Annotated in this window: 10 protein-coding genes and 1 pseudogene; 10 read left to right on the forward strand and 1 reads right to left on the reverse strand. The window is 68.4% G+C overall.

All coding sequences use genetic code 11. The features are described 5' to 3' along the window. Positions 1–412: 412 nt before the first annotated feature. The 7 genes and pseudogenes from NS6_RS36500 to NS6_RS26490 form a co-directional block, all read left to right on the forward strand. Positions 413–1579 (forward strand): annotated as a pseudogene (locus tag NS6_RS36500) (tetratricopeptide repeat protein); the annotation flags it as partial. 832 nt (positions 1580–2411) lie between these two features. Beyond that, a complete protein-coding gene (locus NS6_RS26465) occupies positions 2412–3293 on the forward strand; it encodes an HAD-IIA family hydrolase (RefSeq protein WP_068047074.1) in 882 nt (293 codons plus the stop codon). 13 nt (positions 3294–3306) lie between these two features. After that, positions 3307–3570 (forward strand): hypothetical protein, encoded by a 264-nt coding sequence (locus NS6_RS26470; protein WP_068047077.1) that lies wholly within the window; start codon positions 3307–3309, stop codon positions 3568–3570. 1 nt (position 3571) lies between these two features. After that, a complete protein-coding gene (locus NS6_RS26475) occupies positions 3572–4393 on the forward strand; it encodes a TlyA family RNA methyltransferase (protein ID WP_068047088.1) in 822 nt (273 codons plus the stop codon). Continuing rightward, a complete protein-coding gene (locus NS6_RS26480) occupies positions 4390–5364 on the forward strand; it encodes an NAD kinase (RefSeq protein WP_068047683.1) in 975 nt (324 codons plus the stop codon). The genes NS6_RS26475 and NS6_RS26480 overlap by 4 nt, the downstream gene beginning before the upstream one ends. Next, positions 5342–7114 (forward strand): DNA repair protein RecN, encoded by a 1773-nt coding sequence (gene recN / locus NS6_RS26485; protein WP_068047091.1) that lies wholly within the window; start codon positions 5342–5344, stop codon positions 7112–7114. The genes NS6_RS26480 and recN overlap by 23 nt, the downstream gene beginning before the upstream one ends. 159 nt (positions 7115–7273) lie before the next feature. Beyond that, on the forward strand, positions 7274–7948 hold the full coding sequence (locus NS6_RS26490; protein WP_157112962.1) for a hypothetical protein: 675 nt from the start codon (positions 7274–7276) through the stop codon (positions 7946–7948). A gap of 101 nt (positions 7949–8049) precedes the next feature. On the opposite strand, the gene NS6_RS26495 is transcribed toward NS6_RS26490, so the two are convergent. Further along, the gene (locus NS6_RS26495) at positions 8050–8469 is read right to left on the reverse strand and encodes an SRPBCC family protein (RefSeq protein WP_068047094.1); all 420 of its coding nucleotides are present in this window, start codon (positions 8467–8469) and stop codon (positions 8050–8052) included. Between the two features lie 181 nt (positions 8470–8650). On the opposite strand from NS6_RS26495, the gene steA reads away from it, so the two are divergent. From steA to NS6_RS26510, 3 genes are all read left to right on the forward strand, one after another. Next, positions 8651–9862: a putative cytokinetic ring protein SteA gene (steA, locus tag NS6_RS26500; RefSeq protein ID WP_068047097.1), complete on the forward strand. Its 1212-nt coding sequence runs from the start codon at positions 8651–8653 to the stop codon at positions 9860–9862. 395 nt (positions 9863–10257) lie between these two features. Then, the gene (gene pyrG, locus NS6_RS26505) at positions 10258–11991 is read left to right on the forward strand and encodes a CTP synthase (RefSeq protein WP_068047102.1); all 1734 of its coding nucleotides are present in this window, start codon (positions 10258–10260) and stop codon (positions 11989–11991) included. Continuing rightward, on the forward strand, positions 11988–12644 hold the full coding sequence (locus NS6_RS26510) for an NUDIX domain-containing protein (protein WP_068047105.1): 657 nt from the start codon (positions 11988–11990) through the stop codon (positions 12642–12644). Before pyrG ends, NS6_RS26510 begins: the two co-directional genes overlap by 4 nt. Positions 12645–12650: the final 6 nt, after the last annotated feature.

A 12650-nucleotide genomic window follows, 5' to 3' on the forward strand; every position in this document is an offset into this window, starting at 1 on the left:
TTCACGAAAGGGGACCCAGATACTGGGTCCCCTTTCGTCGTTTCTGGACGGGATTTCGACCCGTTAGACTTGGGCTGAGTACATGCTCACCAATATCGATTCACCTGATTTCCATTTGAGAAAGGGATCCGCCGTGCCGGAACAGAGCGATGGCCGGAAACCGTTCCGGCGCAATTCTTCCGGGGCGGGGAACGGGTTCCGGCGCGTCGGCGAGGGCGACGCCGCGCCTCGTGCCGACGGTGCGAAATCCGGGGACGGCCGATCGGCCGGAGGTGGACAAGGAACTTTCCGGCGTGAGGGTGGTACGTCCGGCGCATCCCGAGGTGATCGTGGCGCCGAGCCGCGGGACCGTCGCGACAGGCCCGGAGCCGGCGGCGGGGGCGAGGACAATCGCGGTTCATTCCGCTCCGATCGCGGTTTCCGTGGCGACCGGGGGCGCCCGGACCGGGCGGGATCGGCGGGAGAGCGCGGAAACAGGGCCGGCGGATCCGATGATCGCGGTCGTTCCCGTGCCGATGATTCGCGCGGTGGGAAATACGGCGAGAATTCGCGCGGCGGACGTGACGAACCGCGGGGTTTCGGGGCCCGCGGCTCCCGGCCGGGTGGAGAGAAGCCCGACCGGGGATATCGGGAGCGAAGCGATAACCGATCTCCGAACCGTTCCGGCACCGACAATGCCGGCGGCGATCGGGGCCGGCGCGACTTCGGCGGACGCGGCGGACCGCGGGCCGATTCCGATGATCGCAGGTTCGGATCCCGTGGCGGGGCAGACCGCGCTGACCGCGGAGCCGGCCGAGGTTACGAGACGAGCACGTCGTCGAACCCTTCCCGCCCCGGCGGGTCGGGCGATCCGCGCCGCCGGGGCGGTGAGGGCGCTGCCCGGGGAGCCGATCGGCGGCCACCGCGTCCGGACGAGCCGGACCTGCCCGAGAACGTCCAGGCCAGTGATCTGGATACGACCATCCGGCGCGACCTGCTGAGCCTCGACAAGGGCAATGCGGAAACCGTGGCACGCCATCTGGCCATGGCGGCACAACTACTCGACGACGATCCACGGTTGGCTCTGGCGCATGCGCGGGCCGCACGGCAACGGGCCGGACGGATCGCGGTGGTCCGAGAGACGGCCGGTGTGGTGGCTTATCACGCCGGTGAGTGGGCCGAGGCATTGTCGGAACTGCGTGCTGCGCGGCGGATGGCGGGCGGTGCCGGGCTGCTCGCAGTCATGGCCGACTGCGAACGCGGTCTGGGCCGCCCCGAGCGCGCGATCGAGATCGGCCGCAGTGACGAGGCCCGGTCGCTGACCGGGGACGACGCTATCGAGCTGCGCATTGTCGTCGCGGGTGCGCGGATGGACCTGGGAGAGTACGACCAGGCCGTAGTGACCCTGCAGGCCTCCGATCTCGATCCGGCCCGCACCGGGTCCGGGCCGGCGCGCCTGTTCTATGCCTACGCCGACGCACTGGTCGCGGCCGGGCGTACCGACGAAGGCCTGACCTGGTTCTTCAATGCCGCGGCGGCTGATCTCGATGGTGAAACCGATGCCGAAGAGCGTGCAGCGGAGTTGACCGGGGGTCCCTGACAACTGTGTGAGCGCAGCGCAGTGCTCGACCGTTGGGATTTCCGCACGCGGGAGCCTGCCGAACGAATGGCCGGATCGAGCAGCTGGGGGTGCAGTGCCGCTCAACTTTTCGGCACGGAGACGGCCTATCGACAGGGCGACGGCCGTTCAGCGTTCCTCCGCGTCGGGCGCGGGATCGTGCCCGTGTGATGGACCAGTTGAGTTCGGTGCGCAGATCGGCGCGGTTCATAGGGGGCGGCTCGGTGATGTAGATCTCCCACCTGGTGCTGCCCAGGGGGAGGTCTCGGGCAGTGATCCAGGAGTGCAGCCTGTCCCAGCTCTGGTCCAGGCAGTCGAAGGACCCACGGTGCACGAAACGAGCCGTTCGCCCGGGACGGGAGCACTCCGGACTACCTCTGCCTCCGGCTGAATCAGGCGGTCGACCGGGGCCGACGGTGATATCCATGGCTTGCTCGCAGGCGGTGCCGTAGGGCCGGTGATATTCGCACCCTGGGTATCGAGTACAGCGGCGAGCCGTTCGAATGAGGTATCGAAGAAGTGTGGATCTCATCCGGGGATACTCGGCCGTGGACCACCGCGAGATCCACCTCGGTGACGTCCAGAAGTTCCGGTTCGGTGCCCTGAGCAACGGGTTCGTCGACCACATCTCCTCCGCGCTGTGCGGCGGTCGCACGGATCGCGACCGCTTCGCTGGTCTCCGCGCATCTGTGCGGGACGCCGGATTTGCGCCCCGCGGGTATCCGTGCGTCCGTGCGTCCGTGCCTGTGGAGTGCCCGTTGGGGGCCGGAGTGGGACGACGACGTAGGGTCCGAGTGTGCGGGATGCGAGCGGAATGCGGTTGCGGGACGGGTACGAGGCGCTACTGCTGGATCTGGACGGGACGCTGTATCGCGGGTCCGTGGTGATCGAGGGCGGGCCCGCAGAACTTGCCGGTGGGGGGCAGCGGCTGGTTTACGTCACCAATAATGCGAGCCGCGCGGCGGGGGCGGTGGCCGCTCATCTCGCCGAAATGGGATACCCGGCTACGGAAGCCGAGGTGGTGACCAGTGCGCAGGCGGCGGTGCGGCTGCTCGCCGACCTGGTCGATCACGGGGCGGAGGTCATGGTCGTCGGTACCGACGATCTGGCGGCCGAGGTGAAGGCGGCGGGGTTGCAGCCGGTGCGGCGGGCCACGGTATCCGTGGCGGCGGTGGTGCAGGGTCATTCTCCGCAGACCGCGTGGCCCGATCTTGCCGAGGCTTCGTATGCACTGCGGGCAGGTGCAGTGTGGGTGGCTGCGAACACTGACCGGACCTTGCCGAACGAACGTGGTCTGGCGCCCGGTAACGGAGCCATGGTCGCGGCCTTGCGCGCCGCTACGGACCGGGAGCCGCTGGTGGCAGGTAAACCCTGTGCTCCGCTGCTGGAGAACGCCTTGGAGCGGGCTGGAACTCGGGCCGCGCTGGTGGTGGGTGACCGGCTCGACACCGATATCGACGGCGCGGCGAATGTGGCGGTGGACTCACTGCTGGTCCTGACCGGTGTCAGTACGATCGAGGAACTGACCGGGTTGCCCACGGACAGGTGGCCGACCTACATCGCCGGCAGCCTGGCCGCGCTGAACAGTGCGCCGGTCCCCTTCGATATCGACGACCCCGCAGCCGTTCGGCGGGAGCTGGAGGCACAACCGGGCCGGGCGCTCAGGGTACGCGCGCCCCGTTCGGAAATCCGATAGCGTTGACCGCACGATGACTACCCCGACTCCTCGCCCGAACCACCCCGGTGCCGCCCGGGTGCCGCTGCCCGGTCGGCATCTCCCCGGGGCCGCCGGCCACAGCGACCTCGCCGATCCGGACAGTATCCGCACCGAAGTTCGCGAACTGCTCGCCGAACTCGCCGGTGGCGCAGCGGGGGACGAATCCGCCGGAACCGACCTGGCCCGCCGGGCGCATATCCTGGAGCAGGCACACGAGGTGCTGGTCCAGGCTCTGGCGACGGTGGACAAGATCTGAGGTGGCCAGGCGGGCGCGGGTGGACGCGGAACTGGTCCGCCGCGGATTGGCGCGGTCACGCGACCATGCCGTGGAACTGATCGGTGCCGGGCGGGTGCTGATCAACGGTGCGGTGGCGGTGAAACCCGCGACCGCGGTGGAAACCGGGACACCCCTGGTGGTCAAGGAACAGGCCGACGAGGTGGCCTGGGCGTCCCGGGGGGCACATAAACTGTTGGGCGCACTGGAGGCTTTCGAATCTCGGGGCCTGGCGATCCAGGGCCGGCGCTGCCTGGATGCCGGGGCGTCCACCGGCGGGTTCACCGATGTGCTGCTCAGTCGTGGGGCGCGGGAAGTGGTGGCCGCCGATGTCGGCTACGGGCAGCTGGTGTGGCGATTGCGGACCGACGATCGGGTGCATGTACTCGACCGGACCAACGTTCGTTCACTGACCCCGGAAGGGATCGGGGGGCGGGTGGACCTGGTGGTCGCCGATCTGTCGTTCATTTCGCTGGCCCTGGTCCTGCCCGCGCTGGCGGCGTGCACTGCCCCCGGCGCCGATCTGGTGCCGATGGTGAAACCTCAGTTCGAGGTCGGTAAGGAACGCGTGGGTGCGGGCGGCGTGGTACGCGACCCGCAGTTGCGGGCGGAAGCAGTATGCGCGGTGGCCATGACGGCCGCCGAACTCGGGCTGCGGACGGTGGGGGTGGTAGCCAGCCCGCTACCGGGGCCCTCCGGGAATGTCGAATACTTTCTGTGGCTGCGCCGGGGGGAAATTCCCGGCGACCCGGCCGGTGAGGTGGCGGAGATGGTGCGGCTGGCGGTCGAAGAAGGTCCGCAATGAGCGTTGATACGCCCCGGACCAGGGAGATTCTGCTGGTATCGCATCCGGGTCGCGCCGAGATCAGCGAAACGGCGCATCGGGTGGCCAAGATCTGCGCGGAAGCCGGGATCGGGCTGCGGGTGCTCGCCGACGAGGCCTACAGCACCCGTTTCGAGTCCGGTGCCGCACCGGTCACCGAGCCCGGATGCTATCCGGCGCAGGTGGTGGCGCATGAGCCGGACGCGGCGCTGGGCTGCGAGATGGTGCTCGCACTCGGCGGTGACGGCACGCTGCTGCGGGCGGCGGAACTGGCCCGGCACGTCACGGTTGCGGTGCTCGGCATCAATCTGGGCCGCATCGGTTTTCTCACCGAGGCCGAGGCCGAACACCTCGACGAGGCGCTCGCGCAAGTGGTGCGTCGCGACTACCGCGTCGAGGAGCGGATGACCATCGATGTCAGCGTCCGGCTCGACGACGAGATCATCGAGCGCGGCTGGGCGTTGAACGAGGCCAGTATCGAGAACGCCGCGCGGATGGGCGTCCTCGAAGTGGTTCTGGAAGTCGACGGGCGGCCGGTGTCGTCCTACGGGTGTGACGGAATTCTTGTTGCGACCCCTACCGGTTCCACGGCCTACGCTTTCTCCGCCGGTGGGCCGGTGGTGTGGCCGGAACTGGAAGCGCTGCTGGTGATTCCGAGCAATGCGCATGCCCTGTTCGCTCGGCCGCTGGTGACCAGCCCGGACTCCAGAATCGCGGTCGAATCCGTTGCCACCGGCCCTGATGCGATAGTTTTCCTGGATGGCAGGCGCACCCTCGCCTTGCCGCGAGGTGGCCGGGTCGAAGCGATCCGTGGTGCCGAGCCGGTCCGGTGGGTGCGCCTGGATTCCGCGCCGTTCGCGGATCGGATGGTGCGCAAGTTCGAGCTGCCGGTAACTGGTTGGCGGGGCCGGCGGCGAACGGAGGGCACACGTGCTGACAGAGATACGAATTGACGGACTGGGCGTTATCTCCACGGCCACCGCACAATTCCACGAAGGGCTGACGGTGCTCACCGGCGAAACCGGTGCGGGCAAAACGATGGTGGTCACCAGTCTGCACCTGCTCAGCGGGGCACGGGCGGATGCCGGCCGGGTGCGGCTCGGCGCGAACCGCGCGGTGGTGGAGGGCCGGTTCACCCTCAACGAGGTGAACGCGACCGCACGCGGTGAAGCGGAACGGGTCCTGGAAGCGGCGGCGGCCGTTGCGGATGACGACGATACGGTGATCGCGATCCGCACGGTGGGCAGCGACGGCCGGTCCCGGGCGCATCTGGGTGGTCGCGGGGTTCCGGCGTCGGTGCTGGCGGATTTCACCGCACCGTTGCTGACCGTGCACGGGCAGAACGACCAACTGCGGTTGCAGCGGCCCGAACAGCAGTTGCGGGCGCTGGACCAGTTCACAGACGCGGCAGTGGGGCCGTTGCTGCGCGAATACACCGAGCAGCGGCGGGCCTGGCTGGATGCGCGGAACGCGTTGCTGGAACGTACAGCACGCAGCCGGGAGCTGGCAGCCGAAGCGGAACGTCTCACGCACGCGCTCGCGGAAATCGATGCGATCGCACCCGAACCGGGTGAGGACGAACGCCTGGTGGCGGAGATCCGCCGGCTCAGCGATCTGGATTCGCTGCGGGAAGCGGCGGCCACGGCGCACGAGGCGCTGGCCGGACCGGAGGACGACCCGGGGGAGAACGCCGGAGCCCTGGACGCGCTGGGGGTCGCACGATCGCGGGTCGAAGGCTCCGAGGATCCGGCGCTGGCGGCGCTGGGGCCGCGCCTGGCCGACGCTATCGCCGTGGTGGTGGACTTGACCACGGAATTGAGCGGGTACCTGTCGGATCTGCCGTCGGACCCCGGTGCGCTGGATTCCATGTTGACCCGGCAGGCCGAACTGAAATCGCTGACCCGCAAATACGCACCCGATATCGACGGGGTGCTCGCCTGGGCCGACGATGCGCGGAAGAAGCTGGAATCGCTGGATGTGTCGGAGGAGGCCCTGGCGGCGCTGGTCGCGGAGGCCGAGGCGGGCGCGGATCGGGTGCGGGCCGTGGCGGTGAAGCTATCGCAGGCGCGTACTACGGCGGCCGGTGAGCTGGCCGCGGCGGTGAGCGAGGAACTCGGCGGGCTGGCGATGGGGAAGGCGCGGCTGGACGTCGAGGTACGCCCGGTACCTGCCGGGCCGCAGGATTCGGCACCGCTGCTGATCGACGGCACCGAACTCCATGCCGGGCCCGCCGGGGTGGACGAGGTGGAGTTACGGCTGGCCGCACATTCCGGCGCGCAGTCGCTACCGTTGAACAAGAGCGCCTCCGGTGGTGAGCTTTCCCGGGTGATGCTGGCGCTCGAGGTGGTGCTGGCGGGTAACGAGCACGGGGTGACCATGGTGTTCGACGAGGTCGACGCCGGCGTCGGCGGCCGGGCGGCGGTCGAGATCGGGCGCCGGCTGGCCCGGTTGGCCCGCACCCATCAGGTGATCGTGGTGACCCATTTGGCGCAGGTCGCGGCGTTCGCCGATACGCATCTGGTGGTGAACAAATCCGACGACGGTGCGGGCGCCGTGGATTCGGGTGTCCGGGCGCTGACCCAGGACGAGCGGATCGTGGAACTCGCGCGGATGCTGGCCGGGCTCGACGACACCGAAACGGGTCGCGCACACGCTTGGGAACTGCTCAATATCGCCCGGGCCGAACGGATGGCGGCACGCTGATCCACCCGGCCGTCACGATCGGTGCCGGAGAGTGCGTGTGTCCGGCGCGGTAACAGCAATGAGGGGTGCTTCAGGCCGTCGGGTTCCGGTCTGTCGCACCGCAGTCCGGCGGGTGGATCCGATGTCGAACCGCGTGCGCGGTCGAGGTGATCTGCTTACGTGCACGACGTGGCCGGGGATAATTCGCTCGGCCGCCCACCGCTCGACAGGAACCGGGCGGCTGCCAGTAGGGGGCACGATTCGATGATCACCGCCAAACCCGATGACGGGCCGTGCCGGCGAGGTGAACCCGCTCGGACGGCGTCCCGGTGGTGGCGCGCGTCGATCGCGGTGATCACGCTGTCGGTAAGCGTGTGTTGCGTAGCGATGCTGTGGTTGCTGATGTCGGACGCCGGGTTTCCCGCTCTCGTTGTCACCGGCTGGGCACTGGTGCTGCTGGGGGCGCTGTGGCTGATGATCGGGCTGTTCGGTGCGATCCGCTACCGCCGCTACCGGTCGCTGCTGTTCGCGCCCGGCGCGGTCGTCCTGACCTGCGCGCTCGCGTGGGCCGGTATTCCCGGCAATCTCGGCTGGCGGATTTCCGGCGGCAGCCTCGAACGCCTCGCCGCCGGCTGCGAGGCTTCGGCCCCCGGACGGTACGGCGTCTACACCATTACTTCGGTGGTGAAACGCGCCGATGGTTGCCTGCTCTACACCGACGGTGGCCTCATCGATCCGGTCGGATTCGCCTATTTCCCGCGCGGTGCACCCGGGCAGGGCCCACCCCGCCACGACGGCGATATCGGCTACACGCCCCTCGAAGGCAGCTGGTACCGGTTCGTTCAACGGTTCTGAACCACCTCGACAACCGGGGCCTGCGCAGCCGGTTCGAGGACGGATCCGGTATCCGTGTCCGGCAGGTCGTGGTATCCGGTGCGGTCAGCTGCTGTGGCCGGTCAGCGGACGGCTTTGCGGGCGGCGGCGATGAACTGGTCGATCAGTCCCTTCAAGCCGATCTCGAGCGCCTTGGCGGGGACAGGCAAGGAGGGGTCGGAGGTCATGGTGTAGGTGACGCGGGTGCCGTCTCCGGCGTCGGCGAAGGTGATGACGCCGGTATGGCTTTTCACCGGAGCGCCCTTGACGATCTTGTATTCCACCCGTTCGTTCGGCACCAGGGCGGTGATCTCCTCGACCACGCCGACCGGTCCGGCACCGATCTTGTGCTGGGCACCCACACCCTCGCGTTCGGTCGTGCCCGGTCGTACGAGCGTGACGTTCACGGCGAGGTACGGGCTGATGCTCTCGCGGTCGGCGAACAGCCGGTACACGGTCGCCCGCGGGGCGGCGATCACGGTGTCGACGGTGGTGCTGGCCATGGCGTCTCCTCTTCGATTAGCTGTGCCCGGCAGCATACGGCGCGCCCGGCCCGGCTTCCGCGCGCAGCCGGCCGGTGGCCGCACCCGCGGGTAGCTGATCGATTGCTCGGGCGGGTGAATGGATGGCCGGTCAGCGGCGTGTCTCCACCGAAGGTTGAGGGTTTACCGACATCATCGCTACATGAGGATGCTGGCGCTGCTGTCGAAGAACTCCGAGGCACTGCCCGGTCGAACGGGGAACGCCCGGGTCGACCGTGATACCCGGCGGCTACTTGCCCGGATCGGGCCAGGTGATATAGCCGTTCTCGATGAAATGGATATCGATCAGCCCCTCGCCGACAAGCTCGTCGCCGCGGGGGTGACGGCGGTGGTGAACACCTCGCCTTCGATCTCCGGCCGGTACCCGAACGTCGGTCCCGAAGTTCTGGTCGCAGGAGGTGTGCTGCTGCTCGACACCGTGAGCTCGGATGCTTTCGGCCGTATCAAGGACGGCGCCCGGGTGCGGATCGCGGACGGTGTCGTCTACGCCGATCGGTTCACCCGCAAGGAACCCGAGGCGCTGGTCGAATGCCTCGAACTGGACGAGGACGCGATCGCCGAACGGATGCAGGAAGCGCGTAACGGGCTCGCCGAGCACCTGGAATCGTTCGCCGGTGACGCGCTGGAGTTCATCAGGACCGAATCCTCGCTGCTCATGGACGGTATCGGCGTACCGAAACCTGATCTGGAACTGAGCGGCCGGCAGGTCGTGGTGGTCGGAGTGGGGCCGGGGCACGCCGAGGACCTGAAGAAACTCGGGCCGTTCATCAAGGAGTACTCGCCGGTCTTGATCGGTGTGGGTGCCGGTGCCGAGACACTGCGGCGGTCGGGATACCGGCCGGACCTGATCGTCGGCAACCCCGACGAACTGACCACCAAGACGCTGACCTGCGGCGCCGAATTGATCATCCCGGCGGACCTCGACGGCCGGGCCGAGGGATTGGAGCGGGTGAAAGAACTGGGACTGGGGGCGATCACCTTCCCGGGCTCCGGGGCACCCGCCGATCTGGCGCTGCTGCTCGCCCACCATCATGGGGCGGCGCTGATCGTGACGGCGGGCGCGAGTGCCTCGCTGGAGGAATTCTTCGATCGTGGCCGGCGCGACAGCAACCCGGCGACATTCTTGACCCGGTTGAAGGTCGGCGAATCGATCATGGACGCATCCGCGGTGGCCACGCTGTACCGCAACCGTTTCTCGGGTGTGCTGGCGGCACTGCTGGTGCTGGCGGTGCTCGGCGCGGCGATTGTCGCGATCCTGGCGGTCGGGCAGGGCAGTGAAATGCTCGCGGGGGCGCAGGACATGCTGACCCGGGCCGAGCTCTGGGGCCGGGAGGTCCTCGGCCGGTCCGAATAGCCGGGTCGCGCCGGGCAGGCCGTGCTGCGACGGGGTCGCGGCGGCCGGCCCGAAGGTCCTCGGATGGTCGCGGCATGGTCCTACGGCTCGTGTAGGTGGCCGTTCAGGCAGCACTCCGGGGTCGGGGCTGTGTGTTGCCACGTAGGTGAGCAGTCCAGTGTTCGGGTGCGGTGCGCAACCCTCCAGCACTCGGGACACGCGTGGGTGCGGTGGGGTGGAAAACCCGGTGCGGGCCATTCGGTGGGGAGGAAGTGGCCGGTGGTGCCGCCGGGACGGGAGTGAGACCGCGTGGGTGCCGCGGGTGCGATATCCGAGTGGATCGGATGGGCGATCGGGTAGTTAACGGGGGAGTGGCGGTCGTTCGCCGGGGCGGTCTCGTGTTACTGTGAAGACCCGTGGGTCATACACGGATTCAGGCGCGCACAGCCACCAAGCACATCTTCGTGAGCGGTGGTGTCGCCTCTTCACTCGGTAAGGGTCTCACCGCCTCCAGCCTCGGTCAGTTGTTGACCGCGCGGGGACTACGAGTCACCATGCAGAAGCTCGACCCCTATTTGAACGTCGATCCCGGCACCATGAACCCGTTCCAGCACGGTGAGGTGTTCGTGACCGAGGACGGCGCCGAGACCGATCTCGATGTGGGGCATTACGAGCGGTTCCTCGACCGCGACCTGTCGAAGGACGCCAACGTCACCACCGGCCAGGTCTACTCTTCGGTGATCGCCAAGGAACGGCGCGGCGAGTATCTCGGCGATACGGTGCAGGTGATCCCGCATATCACCGACGAGATCAAGGCGCGTGTCCTGGCGATGCGCGGCCCCGACCTGCAGGGGCAGGAACCGGATGTGGTGATCACCGAGATCGGCGGCACGGTCGGCGATATCGAATCACAGCCGTTTCTCGAGGCCGCCCGGCAGATCCGGCACGATGTCGGCCGCGACAATGTCTTTTTCCTGCACGTTTCCCTCGTGCCGTATCTGGCGCCCTCGGGTGAGCTCAAGACCAAACCCACCCAGCATTCGGTGGCGGCGCTGCGCAGTATCGGTATCCAGCCCGACGCGCTGATCCTGCGCTGCGATCGCGAGGTGTCGGCCGGCCTGAAGAGCAAGATCGCGCTGATGTGCGATGTGGAGGTCGACGCGTGCATCTCCACCCCGGACGCGCCGTCGATCTACGACATCCCGAAGGTGTTGCACCGGGAAGGCCTCGACGCGTATGTAGTGCGCAAACTCGGGTTGCCGTTCCGCGATGTCGACTGGACCGTCTGGGGTGATCTGCTCGACCGCGTGCATACGCCGCGGGAAACGGTGGAGGTCGCGCTGGTCGGCAAGTACGTCGACCTGCCGGATGCGTATCTGTCGGTCACCGAGGCGCTGCGGGCGGGTGGTTTCGCGCACCGCGCGAAGGTGAAACTGCGCTGGGTGCAGTCCGATGATTGCGAAACCCCGGCGGGGGCGCAGGCCGCGCTGCGCGATGTGGACGCGGTGCTGATTCCGGGCGGATTCGGGATCCGCGGGATCGAGGGCAAGGTCGGTGCGATCCACCACGCCCGGACTCGAAAACTGCCGTTGCTCGGGTTGTGCCTGGGATTGCAGTGCATGGTGATCGAGGCCGCGCGTTCGGTGGGACTCGACGACGCCAACTCCGCCGAATTCGAACCCGAGACAGAACACCCGGTGATCTCCACGATGGCCGATCAGGAACAGGCCGTGGCAGGCGAGGCCGATTTGGGCGGCACCATGCGGCTCGGCGCCTACCCCGCGGTGCTGGAGAAGGGGTCGGTGGTGGCCCGGGCCTACCGCGCCGCCGAGGTTTCCGAGCGGCACCGGCACCGGTACGAAGTGAACAACAGCTACCGCGACAAGATCGCCACCAGCGGGCTGCGGTTCAGCGGTACGTCGCCGGACGGGCATCTGGTGGAGTTCGTCGAACTTCCCGGTGAGGTCCACCCGTTCTTCGTGGGCACCCAGGCGCATCCGGAACTGAAGAGCCGGCCCACCCGGCCGCATCCGCTGTTTGCCGAGCTGATCGCCGCCGCGCTGCGGTACAAACTGGCCGAACGGCTCCCCGTGGATATCCCCGGTGAGCAGGACGAGCAGGAAATGGCTGCTGCCGAGCAGGCCTCATGACCGGCGCGCAGCCGGCGCCGGGCAGCCACGCCTTCCGTACGGTCGACAGCCGGCTGGTCTACAACGGGGCTATCGTGGCGCTGCGGCTGGATCAGGTGGAGATGCCGGACGGCCGGGTCGTGGAACGCGAGGTGGTCGAACATCACGGTGCGGTCGCGGTGGTCGCGTTGGACGACGACGGGCAGGTCGTGCTGATCCGCCAGTACCGGCATCCACTCGGGGAGCGGCTGCTCGAACTGCCGGCCGGATTGATCGATATCGCTGGGGAGGATCCACTCGCGGCGGCGCAACGGGAACTGGCCGAGGAAACCGGGCTGGCCGCGCACGAATGGTCCGTACTGGTGGATGTGGCGTTGTCGCCGGGGTTCACCGACGAAGCGTTGCGGGTGTATCTGGCACGCGGGCTGACCGATACCGAACGGCCCGCACCCGAACACGAGGAAGCCGACCTGGAACTTGTGCGGATGCCGCTCGGTGTGGCTGTGCGGGCGGCCTTGGCAGGCGAGATCGTGAACGCGACCGCGGTCGCCGGACTGCTTGCGCTGAGCGCTGCCGACACCGCGGAACTGCCGCTGCGCCCGGCCGACGCGCCGTGGCCCGGACTACCGAGCGCGCTGTTACGGCGCCAGACGGCGCAACGGAACACGGACTGAGGGCGG

Source organism: Nocardia speluncae NBRC 108251, from assembly GCF_001613245.1.
Taxonomy (GTDB): domain Bacteria; phylum Actinomycetota; class Actinomycetes; order Mycobacteriales; family Mycobacteriaceae; genus Nocardia; species Nocardia speluncae.

Bases quoted from the DNA above. Each gene is read 5' to 3' on its own strand.
- NS6_RS26465 (WP_068047074.1), top strand. From the start codon at position 2,412: ATGCGGTTGCGGGACGGGTACGAGGCGCTACTGCTGGATCTGGACGGG.
- NS6_RS26470 (WP_068047077.1), top strand. From the start codon at position 3,307: ATGACTACCCCGACTCCTCGCCCGAACCACCCCGGTGCCGCCCGGGTG.
- NS6_RS26480 (WP_068047683.1), top strand. From the start codon at position 4,390: ATGAGCGTTGATACGCCCCGGACCAGGGAGATTCTGCTGGTATCGCAT.
- NS6_RS26495 (WP_068047094.1), bottom strand. From the start codon at position 8,469: ATGGCCAGCACCACCGTCGACACCGTGATCGCCGCCCCGCGGGCGACC.
- steA (WP_068047097.1), top strand. From the start codon at position 8,651: ATGAGGATGCTGGCGCTGCTGTCGAAGAACTCCGAGGCACTGCCCGGT.
- NS6_RS26510 (WP_068047105.1), top strand. From the start codon at position 11,988: ATGACCGGCGCGCAGCCGGCGCCGGGCAGCCACGCCTTCCGTACGGTC.